General features: G+C 58.2%; 15 protein-coding genes. 6 read left to right on the top strand and 9 right to left on the bottom strand.

Going from position 1 to position 24738, the window contains the following annotated elements; genetic code table 11:
• Positions 1 to 386 (bottom strand): hypothetical protein (locus LW884_11050; GenBank protein ID MCE3008865.1); only part of this gene is annotated, 386 nt, incomplete at its 3' end.
• A 667-nt stretch (positions 387 to 1053) separates the two neighbouring features.
• Here LW884_11050 and purL point away from each other — a divergent pair.
• Entirely contained in the window at positions 1054 to 3288 is a 2235-nt protein-coding gene (purL, locus tag LW884_11045) for a phosphoribosylformylglycinamidine synthase subunit PurL (protein MCE3008864.1), read from the top strand.
• A 124-nt stretch (positions 3289 to 3412) separates the two neighbouring features.
• Here the strand turns inward: purL and LW884_11040 are convergent, their stop codons facing one another.
• Both LW884_11040 and LW884_11035 read right to left on the bottom strand, forming a co-directional pair.
• Complete coding sequence (locus LW884_11040) at positions 3413 to 4939, bottom strand: transglycosylase SLT domain-containing protein (GenBank protein MCE3008863.1); 1527 nt, start codon at positions 4937 to 4939, stop codon at positions 3413 to 3415.
• Between the two features lie 56 nt (positions 4940 to 4995).
• Positions 4996 to 5634, bottom strand: a complete 639-nt coding sequence (locus LW884_11035) for an O-methyltransferase (protein ID MCE3008862.1) — start codon at positions 5632 to 5634, stop codon at positions 4996 to 4998.
• 268 nt (positions 5635 to 5902) lie between these two features.
• Here LW884_11035 and LW884_11030 point away from each other — a divergent pair, with 268 nt between their 5' ends.
• The 5 genes from LW884_11030 to LW884_11010 all read left to right on the top strand — a co-directional run bounded on the left by LW884_11030 (position 5903) and on the right by LW884_11010 (position 13094).
• The gene (locus LW884_11030) at positions 5903 to 6544 is read left to right on the top strand and encodes a DUF4159 domain-containing protein (protein ID MCE3008861.1); all 642 of its coding nucleotides are present in this window, start codon (positions 5903 to 5905) and stop codon (positions 6542 to 6544) included.
• A 211-nt stretch (positions 6545 to 6755) separates the two neighbouring features.
• Entirely contained in the window at positions 6756 to 8675 is a 1920-nt protein-coding gene (locus LW884_11025; GenBank protein ID MCE3008860.1) for a hypothetical protein, read from the top strand.
• Positions 8676 to 8851: 176 nt separating this feature from the next.
• Positions 8852 to 11680, top strand: a complete 2829-nt coding sequence (locus LW884_11020; protein MCE3008859.1) for an outer membrane beta-barrel protein — start codon at positions 8852 to 8854, stop codon at positions 11678 to 11680.
• Between the two features lie 116 nt (positions 11681 to 11796).
• Positions 11797 to 12201: a hypothetical protein gene (locus LW884_11015; protein ID MCE3008858.1), complete on the top strand. Its 405-nt coding sequence runs from the start codon at positions 11797 to 11799 to the stop codon at positions 12199 to 12201.
• An 89-nt stretch (positions 12202 to 12290) separates the two neighbouring features.
• Positions 12291 to 13094: a hypothetical protein gene (locus LW884_11010; protein MCE3008857.1), complete on the top strand. Its 804-nt coding sequence runs from the start codon at positions 12291 to 12293 to the stop codon at positions 13092 to 13094.
• A gap of 67 nt (positions 13095 to 13161) precedes the next feature.
• Here LW884_11010 and LW884_11005 read toward each other — a convergent pair whose 3' ends face one another.
• The 6 genes from LW884_11005 to LW884_10980 all read right to left on the bottom strand — a co-directional run bounded on the left by LW884_11005 (position 13162) and on the right by LW884_10980 (position 24718).
• Positions 13162 to 16662: a hypothetical protein gene (locus LW884_11005; GenBank protein MCE3008856.1), complete on the bottom strand. Its 3501-nt coding sequence runs from the start codon at positions 16660 to 16662 to the stop codon at positions 13162 to 13164.
• Positions 16646 to 20389, bottom strand: a complete 3744-nt coding sequence (locus LW884_11000) for a HAMP domain-containing histidine kinase (GenBank protein MCE3008855.1) — start codon at positions 20387 to 20389, stop codon at positions 16646 to 16648. The genes LW884_11005 and LW884_11000 overlap by 17 nt, the downstream gene beginning before the upstream one ends.
• Positions 20386 to 21024 (bottom strand): hypothetical protein, encoded by a 639-nt coding sequence (locus tag LW884_10995; GenBank protein ID MCE3008854.1) that lies wholly within the window; start codon positions 21022 to 21024, stop codon positions 20386 to 20388. Before LW884_10995 ends, LW884_11000 begins: the two co-directional genes overlap by 4 nt.
• Positions 21025 to 21047: 23 nt before the next feature.
• The gene (rfaD, locus tag LW884_10990) at positions 21048 to 22013 is read right to left on the bottom strand and encodes an ADP-glyceromanno-heptose 6-epimerase (protein MCE3008853.1); all 966 of its coding nucleotides are present in this window, start codon (positions 22011 to 22013) and stop codon (positions 21048 to 21050) included.
• A gap of 70 nt (positions 22014 to 22083) precedes the next feature.
• Positions 22084 to 23598 carry a bacillithiol biosynthesis cysteine-adding enzyme BshC gene (locus LW884_10985; protein ID MCE3008852.1) on the bottom strand — a complete coding sequence of 505 codons (1515 nt, stop codon included), beginning with the start codon at positions 23596 to 23598 and terminating at the stop codon, positions 22084 to 22086.
• 34 nt (positions 23599 to 23632) lie between these two features.
• Positions 23633 to 24718, bottom strand: a complete 1086-nt coding sequence (locus LW884_10980) for a DUF445 domain-containing protein (GenBank protein MCE3008851.1) — start codon at positions 24716 to 24718, stop codon at positions 23633 to 23635.
• Between the last annotated feature and the right edge of the window lie 20 nt (positions 24719 to 24738).

The following is a 24738-nucleotide window of genomic DNA, read 5'->3' as shown; positions in this document are numbered from 1 at the left end:
TAGTAGGTGGTGCCGGCCATGTTTTGCATGGGCAGGTCGTAGGTGGTGCTGTTCGTACCCATTATGGCGCTGAAGGGGCCGTTCATGTTGGCGCTAGACTGCCACTGGTAGCTCAGCATGCCGGTACCGCCGCTGGCGGCGCTGGTGCTGCTGAAGGCGGCGGGGTCTGAACCGGCACAAATGGTCTGGCTGCTGCCTATCATGCCGCCGGTCAGCTGGTTGTTGTTTACTGTAGGCCGTGCACCCATGGGGATAAGGTGCTCATCTGGGCAATCATCTGCATCCAGCTGGTACACTATGTTTCCGTTGATGGTAGTCCCCAGATCCAGGTAGAAAGCCAGATCAAAGCCTGGATAGGCTACTGTAGCCGCGTTGGCCCCGGTCATGATCGTGATAGTAGCAGAAATGGAGGCCCCTGGATCAGCGCAAAAGCTCGGTTCGTCGGGACTAAAACCGGAAACACGATAAATATCGTAGTTACCAGGCGCTTGATTTTCCCTCTGATAGGCAGAAATATTACAACCTACTGAGCCAAGATCCCACTCAGGTTCAAAAAGCCAGAACGGGACACTTATCTGCATGCCACCGGGCTTGGTGTAGGTAACTTGCTCTACCGTCCAGCCAGTTGGCAGATTTTTCACCGCAATTACGGGTAGAGCTGCTTCCATCTGAGCACAACTGACACTTACGCCCAGCTGAGCACTGATCGTAACTGTAAACTCGGTATTAGCGGCATAAGCGGTAGGCTCTTGGGTCATCAGGTTATTAAACTGGGCCCGAGCCGGGGACCATACCTGTAGCAGCAGCGTAAGAAGAAGGAGCAAGAGTGTAAGCGTTGGTTTTTTCTGAATCATCGAGAGATAACTGTTTAGATTAAAGAATAAATTTCAGGTGAAACTAGTTGAGAAGGACAGGGTTTCCTATCCACTGTAGTACCTTTCTGCTCGAACGGCCATAAATGGCGGTTGAACTGCATGGAGAGGATACCCACCAGCTGGCCCTCCGTGCCGGGGGGGGGTTGTGAAAGCGGGCCGAAAGCGGTTATTTTGTGCCATGAGCGAAGCGCTGACCCAAGAAACCACCCTGGAAACCGCCCGAAAGCTGGGCCTGAGCGAGCAGGAATATCAGCAGATAAGCCAGATATTGGGCCGCACCCCCAACTTTACCGAGCTGAGTGTGTACTCCGTAATGTGGAGCGAGCACTGTAGCTACAAGAACAGCATCCTGTGGCTAAAGCAGTTGCCCAAGGCGGGCAAGCGCGTGCTGGCCGCTGCGGGCGAGGAGAATGCCGGACTAATGGACCTGGGTGATGGCCTGGCTGTGTGCTTCAAGATAGAGAGCCACAACCACCCCAGCGCCATAGAGCCCTACCAGGGTGCTGCCACAGGCGTAGGGGGCATCCACCGCGATATTTTCACCATGGGTGCCAGGCCCATAGCCAGCCTGAACAGCCTGCGCTTTGGCAGCCTGGAGCAGGCCCGCACGCGCCACCTGCTGCGCCACGTGGTGCGCGGCATAGGCAACTATGGCAACGCCTTTGGCGTGCCCACCGTGGGTGGCGAGGTATACTTCGACCCCTGCTACCACACCAACCCCCTGGTAAATGCCATGAGTGTGGGGATCGTAAAGGCGGGCGAAACGGCATCGGCCACAGCCGGTGGCGTGGGCAACCCCGTGTACATAGTAGGCTCGGCCACAGGCAAGGACGGCATACATGGAGCCACCTTTGCCAGTGCCGACATCAGCGCAGACAGTGCCAAGGACCTGCCCGCCGTACAGGTGGGCGACCCTTTCCAGGAGAAACTGCTGCTAGAGGCCAGCCTGGAGGTCATCCGCACCGGTGCTGTTATAGGCATGCAGGATATGGGGGCGGCGGGCATAGCCTGCAGCACCAGCGAGATGAGTGCCAAGGCGGGCGTGGGCATGGACCTGTGGCTGGACAAGACACCCACGCGCCAGCAGGATATGCAACCCTTTGAGCTGCTGCTGAGCGAGAGCCAGGAGCGCATGCTGATTGTGGTGGAAAAGGGGATGGAAGCCGAGGTGGAGGCGGTATTCGAGAAATGGGAGCTGCCCTGCACACAGATTGGCATCGTTACCGAGGGTGGACAGATCCGCTACTACTTTCATGGCGAACTGGTGGGCCAGATACCCGCCGAGAGCCTGGTGCTGGGCGGGGGTGCCCCCCGCTACGAGCGTGAGCAGAAGGAACCCGCCTACCGGGCACAGATCCGCGCCTTCGATGCCAGCACCGTGCCGGACGCCACCAGCCCAGACGAGATACGCAGCGTGCTGCGCCACCTGCTGGATACCCCCAGCATAGCCAGCAAGCGCTGGATAACCCGCCAGTACGACAGCACCGTGGGCGCAGCAAACCGAACGCACAACCTGCCCAGCGATGCCGCCCTGGTGAACATACAGGGCACCCAAAAGGGCATTGCCATGACCACCGACTGCAACAGCCGATATGTAATGGCCGATCCGCGCAGGGGCTGTGCCATGGCCGTGGCCGAGGCCGCGCGCAACATTGCCTGCAGCGGGGGCGAACCCCTGGGGGTAACCAACTGCCTGAACTTTGGCAACCCCTATAACCCGGAGGTGTACTGGCAGTTTGCCAATGCCATACTGGGGATGAAGGATGCCTGCGAACGCTTTGAACTGCCGGTAACGGGGGGCAACGTAAGCTTTTACAACCAAAGCTCGGACGATGGGCCGGTGTACCCCACCCCCACCATCGGCATGGTGGGCTACCTGGCAGACATGGCTGCACAGTGCATGAGCAGCCACTACCCCGCCGCAGGGCTCCGCTTGGCAATCATCGGCCCGATTAACAGCGACATCCACTGCTCCGAGTACCTGTACAGCTACCGCAAGCAGCCCCTTAGCCCAGCCCCGTTTTTCGACATGGAGGTGGAGGCCCAGCTGCAAAAGCTGCTACCGGCCCTCATCCGGGCGGGCCTTATCCGCTCGGCCCACGATGTGAGCGATGGTGGCCTGGCCATCAACCTGCTGGAGTCGGCCTTCCACCTGGGCATAGGTGCCCGCATCCACCAGCCCCAGGGCCTGCGCACCGATGGTTTCCTCTTTGGTGAGGGGGCGGGCCGTGTAGTTATCAGCTACCAAGCCGCACAGGAGGCCGAGATCCGGAAAGCCTGCGGAGACCTACCCTTCACTCCGCTAGGCGAAACCGGGGGCGATAGCCTGGTGCTAGATGGCACGGACCTGATCTCTGTAGCCGAGGCCAAAGACCTGTACGACCACTGCATTGCCCGCCGCATGGAGGCCTGATGCAGCCGTGTACCCGGTAGCAAACCGAGTATAGATCGGCACGGCCGCCGCCCAACTGATGTAACCGCCATTTTCGGATGGCGCTGGGCCTGCTAGCAAGCCGGGTGGCACGTGCTGCGGGGCGCTAGTGGCCGGTGGGGAGCCCAGCCGGGGCGCGCCCTTCGCCCGTCAGGTCTATCCGGTCGTCGGTAAACAGATAACGGATAGGGGGTTCGTTGGCCGGGCGTGGGGCCTGGGTGTAGAGCTTCTGCCCAGGCTGTAGGCGGGCGTCGATCGACAGCTGGTTGTAGACTGCCAGGCGCGAAACCGGCCTGCGCACCACCGCACTCACCTCGGCCAGGGTAGTTTCCTTTTGTACGATGTACACCGGCGACCTGCGGGGCTTGATCAGCCAGATGAGTGTGCCTGGCTGGGCCTGCTCGTAGTAGCCCAGGCCATTCAGGGCACGTAGCTTGTCTTCTTCCACCTGAAACTGACCGGCGATCTCCTTCAGGCCAAAGTTGGGCGTAACCAGTGCGAAGGCACGGCCCATCATGGGCTCCTTGGCCACATACTCTCGGCGCTCGTGGCTGTAGGGCTGGGGCAGGTCTCGGTATTTGGCCACCAGCGTTCGGGCATGCTGTACTTCGGGGCTTTTTTCTGCTTGCTCTGCCGTAGGGGGCAGCAGGGCATCTGGCTGTCGCTGGGGCTGGGGCTTGGGCTCCAGCTTGTTCAGCGCCAGCTGGGCGTATTGGCCCAGCACACCGGGCTGGTCTGGCAGCAGGGGGGTTACGCGGCTGGCATAGGGGTCGGCATGAAAGGCGTAGGGCTGGTCGGCCCGGGGCACATACACCGTGCCCTCGTAGCCAGTGGGCAGGGGGCTACTGCTCATCCACAGGTTGTAGGTGCGCAGCTGCTCCACACCCACGCCCTGCTCCTTTGCTATCTTCCATATACTGGTTTCGCCCCCACTGGCCACGGGCTGTAGCCACAGCTTGCCGGTGCCGCCGCCAATCAGGTAGGGTTCGAAGGCAATCTTGTGTGCGATGGCCTTTTGCGCATACCAATGCAGCTGCTCGTCCACAGTCATGTGGGTAGCACCGTAGTAGTCGGTATTGATAAACGGAATGGCACCCGTGCCCCCGGCATAGTAGCTAATGATGCTGTATACCCAGTTTGGGTGGCGGATAAAGTTCTTGCTGAAGTAGCGGGCAGCCCCCACACTGCTGCGAAAGATATGCTTGCGCTCGTCTACACCCTCGTTTATTACAAGGCCCACCTCCTCGGCGGTAAAGTGCTTGAACTGCCAGAAGCCTACGGCATTGCTGCTGCTAACGGCATCGCCCTGCAGGGCGCTCTCTTGCAGGCAGATGTACTTCAGGTCTTCGGGCACATTCATCAGCTCCAGGGCATGCTCTACAAAAGGCATGTAGAGGTTGGCCTTTTCCACCAGGATTCGGAAGTACAGGGTATTGGCGTGCAGCTTGTTTACATGCTGCTGGATGGCAGCCCTGCCAGCGGGGGTAAACTGTAGCGTGTGCCCACAGTACACCAGGGTTTCGGGCACGCGGGGGGCGGCAGGGCGGGCACACAGGCTGTGCAGGCCGAATAACCCAAAGCTGAATAGGACAAAGGCCACTACCCGGGCATTCTTTTTTGTAGTCAAATTCATTCCTGGTTTTACTATAGCTAACTAGTTGCCCGGCGGGTACACCCGCGGCCTGTGTGCTACACCACCAGGTTCATCATCAGCCCGTCTCGTACCGGCAGCAGCACATTGAACACCCGGGGGTCTTGCAGTACAAAGATATTGAAAGCCTGCAGCGCGCGGGCGGCTGGGTCGGTAGGCTTTTTATCCAGAACCTGTCCGCTCCACAGCACATTGTCTGTTAGTATCAGTCCGCCCCGGCGCATTTTGGGCAGCAGGGCCTCATAGTAATCTCGATATTCTTCCTTTCGCCCATCCATAAAGGCCAGGTCAAATGGCCCCTCCAGGGTGGGTATCAGCTGGGTGGCATGCCCCTGCAGGCAGTGGATGCGGGCCGCCTCGCCGGCTTTTTCAAACCAGGTTCGGGCAAAGTCCACGTTCTCGGGCTCTATCTCCAGGGTGTACAGCTGCCCGTGGGGCTGCAGGCCCTCGGCCAGGCACAGGGCACTGTAGCCGGTAAAGGTGCCTATCTCCAGGATGCGGCGGGGCTGCACCAGCCGGCTGATGAGTGCCAGCAGGCGGCCCTGCCCGTGCCCGCTCAGCATGCGCGGATACAGGCTCTGTATATGGGTGGCACGGCTCAGCGCAGCCAGCAGCGGCGGCTCCGGCTCGGTGTGCGCATCGGCATACGCCTGTATCGATTTTTCTACAAACTCCATGGTACTATACAATGCAGGCCCCCACACACAAATAGGCCACTGGCATGAAACAACCCCCAAGTTAGGCGGATTCGCCGGCATAGCCTATCCGGGCTCTCATAGCGGGGGGCCCATAACCCGGCGGGCGGTGCGAAGCCCCCCGCAAAAAAACCAGCCCGGCACATCTGCTGCCGGGATCTGCGCCCTGGGGCAACGTTCTGTCCGAGTTCTTCGTTAATTTAATCCGAGTTCTTCGTTAATTTAAGGCGTGAATACATTCCTCCTGGCTTTGCTCTCCTGGCTGCTGCTAGGCCCCGTGGGGGCTGGTGCCCAGCTGGCTAGCTTCAAAATTGCCAAGCTGAAATATGAGGGCGGCGGAGACTGGTATGCCAACCCCAGCAGCCTGCCCAACCTCTTTGCCTTTATACGCCAGCATACGCGCGCCAACCTGTACCTGGAGGAAGAGGTGGTGGAGCCGGGCAGTAGCCAGATCTTTCAATACCCCATGATCTACATGACCGGGCACGGCAATGTAGCGTTCACCGATGCCGAGGCGGCCAACCTGCGCAAGTACCTGCTGGCAGGCGGCTTCTTCCTGATGGACGACAACTATGGGCTGTACCCCTACATCACCCGAGAGATGAAAAAGGTATTCCCCGAATACGACTTTCAGGAGATACCCTTTACCCACCCGGTGTACCACCAGCAGTTTGAGTTTGCGCAGGGCATCCCCAAGATACATGAACACGACGGCAAGCCACCCCAGCTCTTCGGCATCCTGCACGAGGGACGGCTGCTGTGCCTGCTGACCTACGAGGCCGACCTGGGAGACGGCTGGGAAGACCCCGAGGTGCACCACAACCCCGAGGAGCTACGCCTGAAAGCCCTGCAGATGGGCACCAACATTGTGCTGTATGTGCTGAACCACTAGGCCCCCCGGCTGAGGCAAAAATCTTAAGGGAAAAATGGACGGGGCTCTGCTAAAATAGCAGCGTAGAATGAGCTGGTAGCTTTACAAATTATACGTGGGGTGATACGGTTCCAGATCAAGATAAAAAAGCCTATATTCTGGGGGACTTGACTGTGGGAATATCTGCATATATCTTGCTTGCGAAAATTTGCAAATAGTTATAGCAAGAAAGATGAAAGAGATTTTTGAGCGATACCTACAGCAGAAGACAGACTATGCCCTCATGATAAGTGGAGAATGGGGAGTAGGCAAGACTTTTTATTATGAACAGATATTAAAGAAGATAGCTACAAATACCCCCTTGCCTTCGGATAATCGAAAAAGATATGAGTGTGTTCGAGTTTCGCTATTCGGGATAGAATCTATCAAGGATATTGAAAGCCGACTTTTTTCATCTCTGAGCCTATCTATTGCCAGGCTTGGTAAAAAAATACCGAGACAAGCATCTCGACAATTAAAGCTATTATTTTATGAGATCTCAAGTCGAATTGAATTCAAAAATTGCATTCCAACTTTTAAAGTTGGTGAACTTGTAAAAAAAAATGATCTGAATCCAGAAGTATCAAATTTTGTGCTTTGTTTTGATGACTTTGAGCGCATAAGTTCAAAACTAGACTACGGCGAATTAATGGGTTATATCAATGATCTGGTTGAAAATAAAAGTGCCAAAATAGTCATCCTTGTAAATGAAAATAAAATAAAAGCTGACCGATATGCTGCTCTAAAGGAAAAGGTAGTGGGAGTTAGTATGCCTTTTGGTATTTCGATCAAAGATGTTTTTGAAGAGTTTGTGGAATCCAAGTTTAAGGGATCACCTTCTTATCGCAAATACTTAGAATCGGAAAGAGACTTTATTCTTAAGCACTTCGCTTATGGATCCAATAACTTGCGAATTTTGTCATATGCACTTGTGCATTTTCAAGACATATACAGCGGGCTAGAAAATCTAAAATCAGATGCCTGGTTTAAGCAATTTTGTAATGAGGATCAAAGAGAGATCACACAAAAGTTACTTCAGTTTACATTGGCTGTTTCTACGGAGTATAGAAATGGATCGTTGACTCATGAAAATAAGCATGAAATATGTAAAGGAGCCGGATATATAAGAGGTCAGTTTTTGAATGAGGCTTACACGAAACGTGAAGAAAAGCAATTAAATAATAAAGAATTGATTCAAAGTAATGAGAAGAGCTCATTTGCTTTGGATTTTTGGCGTAAATATGGATATAAGCATCAAAACTGGTTGTTTTCGAAAAATATTATTGATTTTATAGCCAATTATTCTGCATTTGATGTTGCCGTTTTAAAGAAAGAGCTTGAACCTCAGGTTTCACCAAGTCCGACATACAAAAATGTACTAAATAACCTGTTCGACTCTGAAGTTTTTTCTCTTTCCGACGAAAAATACAAATCTATTACGCATGAAATGCTTGGTTATTTAGATGAAGGGGTTTATGGAATTAGTGACTATTTACAGGTGTTTTATTGCTGCGTTCGATATAATAATCCATTTAATTTTGATATTAGAACTCTCAAGTATAGATTTATAAATGGGTTAAAAAATGTAAATTCTTCTGTTCCTGACCTTTATTTTGAAAATAGTTTCAGTGATTCCGAAATTAAATATTTAAGTATTTCAGATGAAAGCAAAGAAAGCATGAAGGAGATTAGAGACGCAATTTTTGCCAGAAATAAGGAACTGAAAGAGGCCGAAATAAAAAATGAGTTTATAGAAATTGAAAAGAGAATATATGCTAAAAATGGTGATAAGAAGGAGTTATCTATGATACTCGATGATCTTGTAAGCAAGCATTATAATGTCTCTTTTTTGCATTTTTTTGATGTCGATAATATTTATGATTTTTTTGAAAAAAATAGCACAGATGTATTGTATGTTTTTTGGTGTTTTTTTCGAAACAGATACAAAGATTTCCCCAAGGAATACATACACGTAGACGAAATCGAATTTATGAGAAAATTAAAGGGTAAAGTAGAAGAGGGAATGCAGCTTCATGAAAAATCCATACTTCGTAAGGAAGCGTATCGTAAGTTACAGGGAATCCTTGCGCAGTCTATTGAAAAGTACAGCTAGTCTTCATGACTTTCGTTTTCCGATAGCGAACAACTTCGCAGCCAAAATCCCCGCACGGGCAGTGCCCCCACTTGTTTGACACAAGGGGCCCATGCCGTGCCTGCCAGACAGGAAAAAAGCGCTTCCTTTGCGGTAGTCTTAAACCTGCGCGGGCGATGCGCGTCCAACCAACCGTTGTGAAGCATCTTTTTTTCTTTATACTACCGGGGCTATGGCTGGTGCCTGCTCCCTGGCTGAAGGCCCAGCAGGCCAGCCTACTGGGGCGTGTGGTAGATACAGAAGATAGCCAGCCGCTATACGGTGCCACGGTAGCGCTATACGCCTGGCCCGACACGGCCAGCGTGCGCTATGGGGCACAGACGGATAGCCTCGGCCTCTTCCACCTGGCCGGCATTCCGGCGGGCACCTACAGCCTGCGCATCCGCTACCCGGGCTACCGCACCGGGGCCGTGGACAGGCTGCCGCTGGATAGCCAGCTGGTAGAGCTGGGCACCCTGCCGCTACCCCGGGCCGAGTATACCCTGGAGGACATACAGGTGCAGGGCCAGCGCAACCCTGTGGAAGCCAAGGGCGACACGGTGCAGTTCAACGCATCGGCCTTCAAGGTACACCAGGATGCTACGGTAGAGGACCTGGTGCGCAAAATGCCCGGCGTGGTGGTGGTAAACGGCGAAGTGCAGGCCCAGGGCGAGCGGGTGCAGCAGGTGCTGGTGGATGGAAAGCCATTCCTGGGTACCGATGCCAAGGCGGCCCTGAAAAACCTGCCTGCCGAGAGTGTGCAAAGTGTACAGGTGTATGACGACCGCAGCGACCGGGCCAAGTTTACCGGCTTTGACGACGGCGAGAACCAGAAAACCCTGAACATCATTACCAAACCCGCCTACCGAAACGGCAGCCTGGGCCGCGCCTATGCGGGCGGGGGCACCAACGAACGCTACAGCGCCGGAGGCCTATACAGCTACATGCATGGGCGCACGCGCCTGTTTGCCATCGGCCAGTTCAACAACATCAACACCCAAAACTTTGCCATCAGCGACCTGGTGGGCAGTGGCACCCCAAATTTTGGCGGTGGCCAGCGAGACAGAGGCAGCATCAGTGGGGGTAATGTAACCAACGTAAGCGACTTCCTGGTTACCACCCGCCAGGGCATCAGCACCACCAATGCCCTGGGCCTAAACTTTGTAGACCAATGGGGTAGCCGTATGGCCGTATCGGGCAGCTACTTCTTCAACGAAAGCCGCACCCAGGCCGAGCGGCGCACCCGCAGGCAGTTTGTACTGCCAGATGCTGAAGGGCAGACCTATACCGCCCAAGAATCTGCCCTAACCCAGGACTATAACCACCGCCTGAACCTGCGCCTGGACTGGACGCTGGATAGTGCCAACTCCATCCTCTTTCAGCCCCGCCTTACCCTACAGCGAAAACAGGGTGGCAGCCTACTGACCGCCACTACCCAGCGCCTGGCGCAGCAGCTAAGCAGCCAGCGGAACGACCGAAACACCCGGCTGGATGCCCTGCAGACAGAGGGGAGCCTGCTATACCGCCACAAGTTTGGCCGGCAGGGCCGCACCCTGAGTGCCGAAACGGAATGGAACCACAGCCCTACCTGGGGCAACAGCCGCCTGCTGAACAACCTGGCTGGCAACCAAACGGCTGATACGGTAGACCAGCAACAGGAGCTGGACCAGTATGCCCTGAGCCTGACAGAAACCCTGGAGTACACCGAACCACTGGGCCGCCATAGCCAGCTAAGCCTGGAGTACCAGCTGGGACACCAGCAGAGCGAGGCCGACCGCAACACCCGCACCCCCCTGGAGGGGCAATACCTGCTGCTAGACACCGCCCTTACCAACCGGTTCGACAGCCGCTACCTGAAGCACCGCCCAGGGCTAGCCTACCTGTGGAGCAGCGACAAGCTGAACCTGAGCCTGGGCATGCGCTACCAGTGGGCCGAGCTGCAGGCCAACCAGCAGTTTCCGCTACAGGGCAGCCTGCGCCAGCAGTGGAGCAACCTGCTGCCCTATGCACGCCTGAAATACAACTGGACTAAGACTACCAACCTGCGTATATACTACCGCAGCAATACCGAAACCCCTACCGTAAGCCAGCTGCAAGATGTGGTAGACAACAGCAACCCCCTGCAGCTGAAAACCGGAAACCCCGCCCTGCGGCAGGCCAATGAGCACCGGCTATTCGCCATGTTTCACCGCGTAGACCCCACAAAAGGGAGGGCCCTCTTTGCCATGCTGCGGGCCAGCACCACCCTGGGCTACATAGGCACCGAAACCACCACCGCCCAGGAGGCAACTACCCTGGGGGGCATAGCCCTGCAGCCCGGCGCACAGCTAAGCCGATATGCCAACCTGGATGGCTACTACAGCCTGCGCAGCTTTGTAAGCTGGAGCACCCCGCTAGACAGCTTTCGCTACAATGTGAATGTGCGCCTGGGTGGCACCTATGTGCGCACACCTGGCCGTACCAACGGGCAGCTGAACTACAGCCAGGCCCCCACCTACACCCTGGGCCTGGGCCTGGGTAGTAACATCAGCCCGAACCTGGACTTCAACCTGGAGAGCAGCAGCAGCCTGAACTATGTGTACAACAGCCTGAATACCCGCCTGAACACCCGCTACTTCAGCCAGGGTACTACCTTCCGCCTACGCTGGCAGTTTTGGCGCGGATTCTTTGTGGAAACAGAGGCTACCCACAGCTACTACGATGGCCTGGGCCCGGGCTTTGACCAGAACTTTGTGCTATGGAACGCCGGCCTGGGCCGGCAGTTTGGCAAAAAGCGGCAGGCCGAGCTGAAAATCAGTGCCTACGATCTGCTGAATGAAAACAACAGCGTGCAGCGCAGCACCACCGATATTTACATAGAGGATGAGACCACCCGTGTGCTACAGCAATACTTCCTGTGCACCTTTACCTGGCGTTTCACCACTTTTTCGGGCAGCAGCGCCGAGCCACGCCACCCGCCCGGGGGCATGCCGCAATTTGGCCACTAGCGCGGGCATCGGGCTATGCAGGCAGAGCCCCCCCCCTAATGCCTACTATGCGATGCCAGACACTGGCAGAGAGATGTACATGCCCGCCGGTAATTGTATTTTGTATATATTGTGGAATGCGGCTTGTAAAAATTCTCTTCGTCCTCGGGCTGGTGCTGCTGGGCTTTGGCTACGGGCTGCCCGTGCTGGTGTATTCGCTGGACCTGGAGGCAGTAAAAACCGGTGCCAGCCCCGCAGAGCGGGAGGTGATGGCAGATGCCGGCAAAATCATCCTGGCGGCCACGGTGCTTTGCCTGCTTAGCTTTGGTAGCCTGGTGTGGCGGCGTGGGCAGCTGGACCTGCTGCGTATTACCCGCCTGCTCTTTATTACGGGTTGCTTTGCCATGACAGGCCTGCATGGGCTAAACCTGCTGTATGGGCACCGCATCTCCCTCATGGGCAATGGCTTTATTGTAGTGGGTATCTTCCTCTTCCTCAGCTTCTTCAGCTGGCTGCTGGCCGTGGTGTGGCACGACCACTAAGCCCCGCTGTGCCGCCAGCCGGGCTGGCCTCCCGGCGAAAAAGGCGGAACAGCTTACCGCTTCTACGTTCTATGTGCTAAGTTCGCGGCATGAAACTCCGGATTGGTCCATTGTTCGTAACGCTGGGGCTACTGGCTTCAGCAGCAGTTGCCCTAAGCCTCTTCTTCGAGGTAGAGCGCTTGCAAATTAGCTGGGGCGACCCCGATGCAGGCGATGAGATCAGGGCCCTTTTCCAGAGCGAGGCCATCCGGTTTCAGGTCTTCCTCTTCACCCCGGCCCTGGGGCTGGCCAGCCTGGGCTGGCTGCTGCATCAGCGGCCCGTATTTCGGTCTCAAAACCAGCCTCTGATGGTCCGAAATTTTTCCATCTGGCTCACGCTTACCGCACTTGCCCTCATGGGGCTGAGCACCACCCAGGGCTTCATCCTGTTCCTGGCCCTGCCGGGGCTGCTAGTAGCCGGTATGATGGGGGTGTACTGGGTGTATCTGCAGGTGCGCGACCTGGCCCTACCGGCTGCGCGCGGCCTGTTTTACGCGGGTCTTGTTTTCTCCTTTGTTTTTGGGCTAGTGGTAGTAGCCTTTTCGGCCTGGATGAGCCCAGTTTGGCTGGGGCTACTCAGCACCCTACCTGCTGCCCTTATGGCTACGGGTGCCCTGCTGAGTGCGCGCCAAGGCTGGCACAGCTTCTCAATGGAGCTGAAGGTACGGCATGTAATGTGGATGAGCGGCCTGCTAAACCTGCTGGCCTGGGCTGTAGACCCCGACGGCCTCGTGGTGCAGCTGGCATCCATCCTGGTGATACTTATCCAGCTGGGCTGGTTCTTCTACATCACCTGGGCGGTAGAGCGGGATGCGGAGGCCGGAGGCGGGGCGCCAGAGCTGCACACGGCCTAGCTGTCCTGAATAATCCCTCCCCCCTGCTGTTTCGAGGCGCGCATGGCTGCACACGGCCCGGTGTGGCCTAGAAGATGGCACGCAGCTGCATGCGGCCAGTGTGCAGGGGCGCGGCCAGGCGGCTAGTCCGCGCATCGTATTGTATCGTCAGCTCCAGGTTTTTACCCAGATATTGGGTAATCAGCAGGCTCCATACAGCATTCGCCCCGGGCTGGTTTCCCTCCAGTAGCTCAAAGCGGAGCGACTGGGCTGCATCTCCCTGCAGGTCATTGTTCAGCAGCTCCAGGCGTGCATTCAGGTTGTTTCGCTGGTTTAGGTTCAGCCTGCTTTTCAGGATGATCTTGTGTGTATTCAGGTAGCTCTGCAGCACACGGCTGGGCTGGTTCGCCTTGTATGTGTACTGGTATCCGCCCGCTAGGCGGAACTTCCGGTTTAGCTGCCAGCTTAGCTCGGGCTTGGTGCCCAGGTAGTCAATGTGGTAGTCCCTACCCTCTAGCCGCTGCGCAAAGCTGGCCTTGTAGCCTATCTGGGCCTGGTTTTCCAGGCTCAGGGCACGGTTGAAGTTCAGCCGCTGGTCGCAGCCCCACTCACGGCCATCCTGCTGCTCGAAACCCGTGCTGAGCAGCTGGCGGTTTAGCCGCTGGGCATAGCGCAGGCGCAGGTCTCCGCTCGGGCTGTTTCGCCACAGGTACAGGTCCTGGCGGAATATCACCGATCCATTGATGGCCGAGGTATCATTCTGCTGCGGCAGGCTCAGGTTGATCACATAGTCTGCCAGCCGGGGGTCGGGCACCACCCGCTTCTGCTGGGCACTCAGGTAGCTGATGGTGGTAAAGGGCGCGAGGATGGGTAGCCCGGGCAGCAGCTGGCGGTAGGTGAGGGTGAGCTGGGGGCTGAAGTCGAGTGCGATGGCTGGGATCAGCGTCTGGCTGGGCAGCAGCACCCGCTGGTAGTTGGCAATAAGGGGGTTTACAGACAGTTCGAATTCGTTTAGCTCTTGTACGCCGTTCTGGTTAAAGTCAATCCACTCGTATTGGCCCAGGCCGGGAGTTACCTCTACAAACAGTACGTCTCTGCGTGCTACGCTTTCGCTCAGGATCTGGTAGAACACCGAGGCCTGTATGCCGCGGTCTGCACTGTTGTAGCTGCCATTCAGGGCTGCCAGCAGGGTTTCCTTGTTTCGCTGGCCTTGGCTGAAGAAGGCGGTATCTTTTACCTGATATTGGTTGAGCGACAGGCTGGAGCGTAGCAGTAGCTGCTCGGTGGGGTGCCAGTCCAGCTCGGCACTGTAGGTCTGTGTCAGGCTCTTATCCCGCATGCGCCCCAGAAACTCCTGGTCTCGCCGGTGCTGGTAGCCCAGCCTGCCGCCTAGCTTGGTGGCCGTGTAGCGCAGGTAGGGGGTATAGTCCCAAAAGCGGAAGGAACCTGGCCCCAGGGTATCCTGCTGCTGGTCATACCGGTCCTCTATCCAGAGCACAGAGCCCAGGCGAAAGCGACCAAAACGGTGATACAGGTCTCCATTCTGCCGCAGCCACCGGCTCTGTGTGTTCAGTCGGCTGTCTTGGGTGTTTAGCAGCACCAGCTTGTATTCGCCCGCCAGCAGGGCCGTATCCGCCCCCGCGAAGCCATACTCCTGGCGCAGGGTGGTCAGGCTATCAGCCATTAGGCGATAGCCGCCGCCGGCACTCAGGCGGTAGTCTCGCCACTGGCCATATACGCTGGCCTCGCTCAGCCGCTCTATTGCGCGCTGGCCCCGGTCGTTGTAGTTCCACACCCGGCCATACTCCTTGGCATACACCCGGTCAAAGTTCTCATACCGTGCCCCTACGTACTGGTATGCCGCCTCTGCCCCCAGCTTCCAGGCTCCTGCGGGCAGGTCTTGTAGCCGTATGCCTGTCCGGGCGGCATAGTCCTGGTTGTCATCATCGTCCAGGGGGCTTAGCCGGTTTTGGTCCTGGTCGCTGATTGCCGTTTCGGTAAAGAGCGTGAAGTGGCGCGTCAGGTCATAGCTCAGCCTCATGTCTGCCACGGCCAGGCGGCCCGGCAGGGGCACTACCCGCAGGGGTATGTAGTCCCCCGTGGGGCTGCCACTGGCATCGGGCGGGCTCCAGGTGAAGACGTTGCCATTCACCAGGCTACTGCCGCGCACATAGTCTCCCTGGCCGGGGCCCAGCTGCGTGAAGGTAAGACGATACAGCTGCTCGGTGCTATCCTGGCTACGCTCGTAGTATACCCGTGCCTGGCCATTCAGCACCGTATCGCGGCGGCCATACAGGATTTCGTCGGGGTTGAAGCCCACCGAGTCGATGCCAGAGGTGAGCGCAGCAGCGGGGTCGTCTCCCGCCAGGCGTAGGGCTTCGCGTTCATTTCGGCCCAGGCTACCATTCAGGGGGTTGTTGGGGTTATCCGCCTCGCGCCCAAAGCTAAACTGAAGCTTTAGGCGATCATCCACAAACGCGCCACTGTATTGCGCAAAGCTAAGCGAGCGGCTATAGGCCTGCACCGCATACTCAAAGTCTACTACAATGCGGTCATTAACCGTGATGAGGCGGCGTGCGGTGAAGGTAAGCTGGCCGGTATTGTAGTCCATGATGTAGTCTTGCGCCTGCCCACGCTGCTGCAGCTGGCCGTTTATGTACACCTGCTCGCTACCCGCCAGTACGATCACAAAGCGTTCTCCATCGCCACCCGTAAGCTGGTAGGGGCCCTGGCGTCCGTTCTCGCCCTGAAAGCTGTTTGTAGAGAATCGACCCTTGGAGATACTGCCCGTTAGGGCGGCTGTATGGCCCTTGCGGCTGTAGGCTGCGTTTACGCCCAATACGTTTCGGTAGATGTTTGCAAACTGTGTATTGCGCTGGATAAGCTCATAATCGCCCATGGTGAGGGTAAAGGGCTCGCGCCGTACCTGGATGGACACACGGTCAAAGTCATTGATCTGCTGGGTGGTTCCGTCTGGCTGGATGGGTATGTTTTCGTCGGTAATGGTGGCCAGCACGTCTATTTCATTTGCCACGCGGCCCTCTACCCGCATGCGCAGGCTAGAGTTTACGGCCAGGTCTCGGTTGGTACCCACGGTGATGCTGCGTGCAATGCTGCCGTGGCTGGAGAGCTCGCTCTGCTCAAATATGCGGGTATCCTGGCTGGCAATGTCCTCGGCTATAACGAGTGAATCGATGTTTATCAGGCTGTCCGGTACCAGGCTCCGGGTGCTATCCTGGCTACCCTTGGGGGGGTCTACACGGGGCTTCAGCAGCTGGCGGCTACGCGGCGGCTGCCAGCCAAAGGCGCGATAGCGCACCCGTAGGCGGCCCGAGCCCAGGGCTACATCGGTCAGCACCAGTCTGCCGGTCAGCAGGTCTAGCCCGTACTGGTGGGGCTCCAGCCGCTGGTCGTTCAGCCACACCTCGGCACTGCCGGGCACCAGGTTTGGGTAGGTCAGCTGCACCGTATCCAGCACATAGGCCTCACTCAGGGTATCCTCGCGGCTGGTGGCGGGGCCGTACTGTGCCTGGGCTAGCCCAATACAGAACAGTAGCCATAGGCCGATATGCTTATGCCGGGGGTGCATGTAGCGGGAAACGTAGCACGAAGGTGGTACCCGCCCCGGTTTCGCTGCTGAAGTCGATCTGGCCCCCCATACTCTCTACCATCCGGCGTGCGAGGGCCAGGCCCAGGCCCATGCCGCTGGATTTGGTGGAGAAATTGGGCTCGAAGATGCGGGCGCGAATTTCCTCGGGTATGCCACTTCCGTTGTCTGCTACCTCAACGATGGCCAGGCCTGCTTCGGTATACAGCCGGATCTCCAGCCAGCCATCGGGGCGGTCTATGGCCTGCAGGGCATTGCGCACCAGGTTTACCAGCACACGGTTCAGCTGGTTAGCATCGCCCAGTATGTACACCTCCTGCGCAGGTAGCCGTAGGCGTATGTCCACCTGCTCGGTACCCTCATACAGGCCGTGCACCTCGCTCAGCAGTTTGCCTAGCAGCACCGGCTGTGGGTTGTAGGCAGGCATGCGGGCATAGTCTTTGAAGCTGTTGGCTATGGCAGTTAGCGACTCGATCTGCGTCAGCAGGGTTTGGGTTACCTTCTGCAGCATGGCCCGCTGCTTTTCGGGCTCAGCGTCGGCAGCACGGGCCAGGTGCTGCAGGCTCAGTTTCATGGGCGTCAGCGGGTTTTTTATCTCGTGCGCTACCTGGCGGGCCATCTCTGTCCAGGCCTGGTTTCGCTGGCTTTGGCTCAGCTTTTGCTCACTTTCTGCCAGCTTTTCCAGCATCTGGTTATAGCTCTGGATGATACGCCCGATTTCATCCCGGCTGTCCCAGGGTATGGGCTCGTTTGCCAGGCCCAGGCTGGTTTGCTCCAGGCGCTGCCGCAGCATCATCAGCGGATGGGTGAGGCTGCGGCTCATAAAAATGCCCACCAGCACCAGGATCATGATGATGAAGACATACACGTTGATGAGGTAGGCAAGGAACTTCTCGATCTGAAAGTCCAGCGCGTCCTGCTGGGCCAGGTAGGGGATGTTCAGGTAGCCCTGGGGTTCGAAACGATCATTGTACAGCGGAATGTAGCCGCTGAGGAAGCTCAGGTTCCCGATTCGCTCCTTCACCAGGGTAGATGGTGCCTGGCCTGCGCTCAGGGTTTTCAGGGCATCGGGGTTCATGTAGGGGCTGCTCAGGCTAGCCTGGTACAGGCGGGGGCGGGTGGTGGCACGCAGGTATCCTGCCTGGTCATACACGTTCAGGTCGCTGCCCAGCAGGTTGCTCAGCAGGTTTAGCTCGCTTCGGCTCTGTGGGCTTTCCTCGTTGGCGGACTGGCGTAGCAGGGCCGTCAGGCCCTCGCTGTCCTCCAGCACGGCACCGGCCTGCTGCAGGGCATGCTGCAGGTCCTCGTCTATTTCTTGCTGGAAATATCGGTTAAGAACATTGGTAGTGAGCAGCCAGAAGATGACCAAGGGTACCAGGCTAATCAGCACCAGAAAAAACTCGATGCGTGCTACAAAGCTATGCCGTACCCGGCCTAGCCAGCCCTGGCGTACCCGGCTGGCCATGGCGGGCAGCCGCACCAGCAGGTAGAGCAGCAGGAAAAAGTAGAACAGGAAGCTAACCGCCGTAAGCTGATTGAAGAACGTGCGGCGTGGGGCCCGGGCCACGATTATGCGGTTTTTGTCGTGAAAGCTTACCAACTCGTAGAAGCGGGCGTCTCCGTACAGCAGGGTGTCTTGCCGAATGCCGCCATAGCGAGCCTCAAACCGGACAGGAAAAGACTGGCCGCGCTGGCCCAGGGTATTTTCCACCTGCTGCACCAGCCGCCCATTGCTATACAGGCCTATTTCAAAGCCGTATGGCACATTCAGCTTGTTTTTTAGCGAGGCATCCTGCATCAGCTGGGGGTACAGCTTATCGCGTATGATGCGCTTGGGGTATAGCTCTATCTGGAGGGTAATGCGCCCAAAGTTTGGGTCGCTTGGGTACACGTCGAATCGACCGATGTAGATCTCCCGCGTGAAGCTCCGATTGTAAGGCACGGTAAGCAGGTGGCCGTTTTGCCCCGGTGCCTGCTGCATCAGCCGCTGGTTTCGCCATACGGGATAGGGCGTTAAGTCGGCCTGTGTGTCTAGCCGCCGCTTGTAGGCGTTGAAGAGGAAAACGCGAAAATCGTAGCCCTTTATGTTATTTACCAGGTGATTGTGCAGGATGCGGTTAATGGCATCCTGATAGGGGTTTCCGGTAGCATCGATGGTGGTATCGGGCTGCCACAGGCTGGCATCGGCCCGTATGTTCGCAATTACTTCGCCGAAATAGAAGTCTGTAAAGGGGTCTTGCACCCGGCTATAGCGAATCTTTGCATAGTACTGCAGGGTGCCCACGCGGTTGGCCTCCAGGCTACGGCTCACAGCAAAGTTGGTTACTACCGCAAAGAGGCCGAACAGGGTGGCCGCCTGCACCAGGCTGAAGCGCAGGCGGGCACCCACCTGCGCCCGGAAGAGGTGGATGGCCAGCACATAGGCTGCAAACACCACCAGCAGGGGCAGGTCTGACGGCAGGTAGAGCAGGTAGAGGCCGGCCAGCAGGAAGCCAAAGAGCAGGAGCAGGGCCGAGCGGCTATAGGGCCTACCCGGGCGGGGCCGTAGCTGCAGCGTAACACCGGCCAGCAGGTACTGTAGCAGGAAGATGCTGAGCAGAAAAAGCGCAATGTTCAGAAAAACCAGATAGGAGTAGGCATCCAGGCGAGAGAGGTCTGAAAACTCGAAGTAGATCTTGGAGTTGTTTACAATGCGGGCAAACCAATAGAAGAAAGCCTGAAAAAGGCCAAAGCCAAGCGTAAAACTGAAGACATTCCAGAGCCACCAGCTAGCGGGTGCCCTGCGCTGCAGCCAGCGTGCCAGCTGCTGATGCGGAAGGCGCACGTACAGGCGGTATACAAGGAGGAAGCCTAGCAGGCTATTGAGGCTGAGGTCGCCCAGCGAGGGGTTCAGCTGGTTTACAGCCAGCACCTGGCTGCTAAAGAGCCCCGTCTGTATCAGGCTGCCGGGCAGGTGTAGTGGGAAGAGCAATAGGCGCAGGCCTACCAGGGTGAGTATAAGGATGGCATCGGCCAGGGCCCCATGCAGGCGGCGGCGCAGCCGCATGTAGCCGGCATATACCGCCAGCAGGCAGCTAAGCAGCAGCAGCAGGGCAGCCAGGCCCATGGGCTGCCTGCGCAGCGGCTCCGTATCCGTAACCTGTAGGCCAAAGAGGTACTGGCCCTGTGGGCTGTAGTAGGCCAGCTGCATGGGGCCCGGCACCTGGCGGATGGGCCAGGTGCGTGCAGCCTGATCCAGGGTGGCACTATGGGCACCGCCCAGGTAGGCATGGCTCTGCAGATACTCATTGTGGATGGGGCTGCCCAGGTATAGGGGGAAGAGAAACACCCAGGCAGAGTCTCCGCGCAGTATGGGCAGGCAGTACAGGTAGTGGGTGCCCTGGCGTAGCAGGCCCGCCTGGCCCGCCCGCACAAACTGCCGGAGGCTCCGCTGGGGGGGCACCAGCCGGCTGCTGCTCCAGCTGAGCACCTGCCCCTGGCGGTCGGTAATGAGGGCAATCAGCCCCATGGGCTCCTCGGCTGGCGGATGCAGGTAGTGCTCCGGATGAGCCTGCACGGCCTCCAGCTGTGCATGAAAATCGCGATTGGCCTGCTGCTGGATGCGTGCAATGAGCCAGCTATCGCCGCTCAGGTAGGCATAGCCACCCAGGCCTAGTGCCGCCACCAGCAGCAGGGCACTGCCCAGCCATAGTATGCGCGTTTTGCTCAATTTTTACTAAATCGATTGAGCATGGCACGGCGGCTGGCCCGCATATCCTCTTGCTGCGCCAGGTAGCCCTGTAGCAGATACTCAAACTTGGGCCGCGCGTAGTAGGGCACTTTTACCACCCGGTTCTGCACCCTCCCCCCAGCATCCTGAGACAGGAAGTGGTAGTGGGTAAGGGGGTAGTCTGTCTTCACATAGTAGTCTCGAATGTCGGCCCAGCGAAGTAGCTCGTCTGCCCGACCAGAAAAAAGGCGGCCACGCAGCACGATCCCCTGCCGGGTGATGAACTGCGTAAAGAAAAACTGAACGCCCGCGTAGCTAAGAGAAATGCCGATGAAGAGCAAAAAACAGTCCATTGCCAGGCCATACTGCTGGCCTACCAGGGCCTGTAGCACCGGGCTACCCCCCATACGCCCTACCGAGCTGGCCAGGAAAAAGCAACCCAAAACAAAGCAGGAAAAGCCGAGCAGAAAGGCCAGAATGGTGAGGATAACCAGCTGCGGATGCCGCCACTGGTGGAGGACCGTGCGAAAACGCCGCTTGTACAGGAGCCCAAGCAAGAGCAGCAGGGGGCCCACCCCTAGCGCCACTGCCAGGGCGGCCCGGTGCACCAGGGTGAGTAGGGTTTCTGCATACATAGCTTTAAGGTAAAAGGCCTGCGCTAGAAATACAAGCCCTGCTGCAGGTAGCCTTGCACATAGTCTTGCACGCCGGCCTCTATGCTATCAAACGCAGGGGTGTAGCCCAGGGTTCGGAGGCGCTGCATCTCGGCCTGGGTGTAGTACTGATAGCTATTGCGGAGGTCAGCGGGCATATCGATGTACTCAATGCGGGGCTGCAGGCCCATGGCAGCAAAGATGGCACGGCCCAGATCGTTGAAGCTGCGGGCCTGGCCGGTGCCCAGGTTGAAGATGCCACTACCAGGGCGCTGCTCCATCAGCCAGCGGATAACGCGGGCCAGGTCTCGCACATAGATAAAGTCTCGCTGCTGCTCGCCATGGCCATAGTCAGCCCGGTGGCTCTTGAAGAGCTTGAGCTGGCCGGTTTCCCGGATCTGGTGGAAGGCGTGAAACACCACGCTGGCCATACGGGCCTTGTGGTACTCGTTGGGGCCGTATACGTTGAAAAACTTGAGCCCTGCCCAGAAGAAGGGGCTCTCTTTTTGGCTCAGCACCCATTTGTCAAACTCGTTTTTGGACCAGGCGTAGGGGTTCAGGGGCTGCAGGTGCTCGCTATTGGGGGGCGTATCGGAAAAACCCAGGCTGCCATCGCCATAGGTAGCGGCACTACTGGCATAGATAAAGGGAACCTGGTGCTGGGTGCAGTACTGCCACAGGGCCTTGCTGTAGGCCAGGTTCAGCTCTTCAAAAGGGCCCCGGTTGGGGTCGGTCGTGTCTGTGCGGGCACCCAGGTGGAGGATGCCCTGCACGCGGGCCTCCTTGCCCTGCAGCCAGGCTATAAACTGGCTTCGCTCTACGCGCTCGGTACACAGCTTGGTTTCCCAGTTGGGCCTTTTGTCCGCACGGCCAAAGTCGTCTACCAATACCAGATCCGTATAGCCCTGCTGGTTTAGCTCCCCAGCCACATAGCTGCCGATAAAGCCCGCCGCTCCTGTTACAATGATCATTTTTCTCTGTGATAAGTGTTATGCCCAGGGGTAATACAGCCTGCCTGCCTACCCGCCACCTGGCTGCCTGCTAGGGCGCTTGTAGCTCCCAAATTTGCATTTTTTCGGCGGATGGTACCAGTGCTTGCATCATTTGGGCAATTCGCTCATGGGGGTTTCCGCCCAGGGCGGGCAGGGCCAGCACGCGCTCCTGTGTCAGCCCAGCGGGCTGTATCTGGTCTTGCAGGCGGCGGGCCTGGTGGTAGGGCGCATAGCCCTGCAGCTGCTGCTGGCCTACCCTGGCCTGCAGGCGGCGGGCCCACTGCACAAAGCGGCGCTGGGCGCTGGCCACTGTTTTATCCTGGCCTGTGCCGGCCACCAGCTTGTCCAGGGCCTCGTACTGCAGGGCCATCTGGTTCAGCTGGTCGTGCAGGGCCTCGGTGTTGTACACGGCGGGTAGCAGCAGCTGGCGCAGCTGGTGCAGGGGCAGCAGCACCTCCTGCAGGCCCAGGCCGAGTAGTCGGAGCTGCTCCTGCTGGGCAGGTAGTATCGCTAGGGCCTGTAGCCTGGGCAGCAGCAGGGGGTAGGCTATGCCAAACTGATCGAACATAGGCCGCAGCTGCAGCCAGTAGGCCAGCTCGGCATTGCCGCCTATGTATGCCAGGTTGGGCAGGATGCACTGCTGGTACAGGGGGCGCAGGGCAGCATTGGGGCTTAGGGCCTCGGGGGTTTCGGCCAGTAGGCGCTCCAGGTCGGTTCGGCTCAGGCGTTGGCCGGTCTCTACCAGGCGGAACGTGTCGCCCTGTCGCTCCAGGCGGGAGCGTAGGCCCGGCTGCTGGTAGAATAGGTTGAGCGGGCGGATGTGGAGCTGGGGGTGGTAGCCCAGTGCTTGCAGGGCCTCGGTCTGCTGCTGCAGGGGCTGTGCAGCGGCCCCATCCAGCAGCTCGGCCCGCATAATGGGCGCAAAGGCCTCCTTCAGCTGGCGGTCATCTGCATCCAGCACCAGCATACCATAGGGGCCTAGCAGGTCCTGCAACAGGTGCCGAAAGGCCTGGCCCCAGGTGGGCTGCTCCTGCCAGTACTGCTTCCACACTGCGGGCATATCCGGCAGCAGTGCGGCCACCGTGTGGTGCCTGCCCACTGGGCCCTGTATGTGCCCGCCATAGCTGCGCCTATCGTGGTAGCCGTGCCAGTAGTGGTTTACCTCATCGGCATCATGGTCCTCGCTCGCTACCCAGAAGAGGGGCACAACGTGATAGTCGGGGTATTGGCTATTCAACTGCTGGGCCCACTTCAGGGTACTAATCGCCTTGTACCAGGTATACAGGGGGCCACCTGCCAGGCCTGCCTGCTGGCCGGTGGTAAGGGTGAAGGTGGTGGGCAGCAGCAGGCTGTCTATCTGCTGCTGCACCGGGGCGGGTGCGCCAGTATGCTGGGCACGCAGCACCTGCACCAGGCGCTGGCGCCCCGTGGCATCCAGCTGTGCGGCCTGCATCAGGGCGGGCCAGTTGGCCGTGCGGGGTGCCTGGCTGTAGAAGCCTGCCAGCTGCGGGGCGGCATCCAGGTAGGCCCGTACTAGTGGTGGATAGTGCAGAGGCCAGCTCATAGGGGGAACGTACACATGGGTAGAGGAACCAAAATTATCCGGAACGGGTGCGCAAGCGGAGTAAAATCCAGTCGGCCCCCACCCACAGGCCCAGTAGGGTGCCCAGCAGCGCCAGCATGGGCAGCGGCTGCCACAGCACCAGCCCCCCCAGCAGGCCCAGCCAGCCTCCCAGGTACTCTATGTACTTCAGCTGCTCATTGGTGCTGCCCCACAGCATCTGCTCCAGCTTGCTAGACTCAAAGGAAGCCAGCTGGTGCTCCAGCATACCCGGTATATTCAGGCCGGCAAGGGCGGTGCGCAGCAGGTGGGTAATATCTCCGGCCAGCATGTCAGCATTCGCATCCAGCTCATCCGATAGCAAGCGGAGCACCAGGGCTGGGTCTCCCAGCCACTGGCCGCTACGCCCGGGCAGCTGCTGCACCAGGCGCTGCAGGCTTTGCTGATACTTTTTCCGGTTTAGCTGTAGGTACCACTGGGCCAGCGTCTGGCCCTCCATGGCATCCCGGATGCTGGCATCCAGCTGGGCCACCAGCTGCTGCTGCACGGCGGGGTCGGCCAGGTAGGTGCGCAGGGCTTGCAACAGCAGTTCGCGTAGCTCGGCAGCAAAGGCAATGTCGTCGGCCAGCCCCTGCAGCCCCTGCTGGGTGCGCTGCAGTACCCGCCGGATGAGCTGGCGCTCTTGCAGGCGTTCCAGTAGCGCCTGCTCATTCATCAGGTGCTGGTGGATGCTCTCGGCCAGCCTACGGGCCAGGCGGTGCTGCTGGGCGGGCACCAGGCCCTGCCCCATCAGGGGGCGCCGCCGGCGGGGGTAGAAGAGCATCTTGATCGCCAGCCAGTTGGTAAAATAGCCAATAAGCCCCGAAACAGCCAGCATACGCAGTAGGCCCAGCAGGGGTAGGCCCAGCAGCCGCTGCGTGGGGAAGTCCCACACGAAACTAAGCACCAGCAGCCCCATGCACAGCCAGGGCACCACCCGCAGCAGGAAGAGGCGGAACCGCAACCTGCGAGGCAGTGGCCCACTGGTGGTAGGGCTTGCCGGGGGCAGGGTGGCCGGGCGTGCCTCTGCCACCAGATCGTCGTACACAAAGTGGGTGCGCAGAAAGGGCAGTAGCGAACGCATGACGCAAGATAGGCCTTTCT

This window comes from Bacteroidota bacterium (assembly GCA_021300195.1).
Classification (GTDB): Bacteria; Bacteroidota; Bacteroidia; order J057; family JAJTIE01; genus JAJTIE01.
This window is presented reverse-complemented; position numbering and strand designations above follow the sequence as displayed.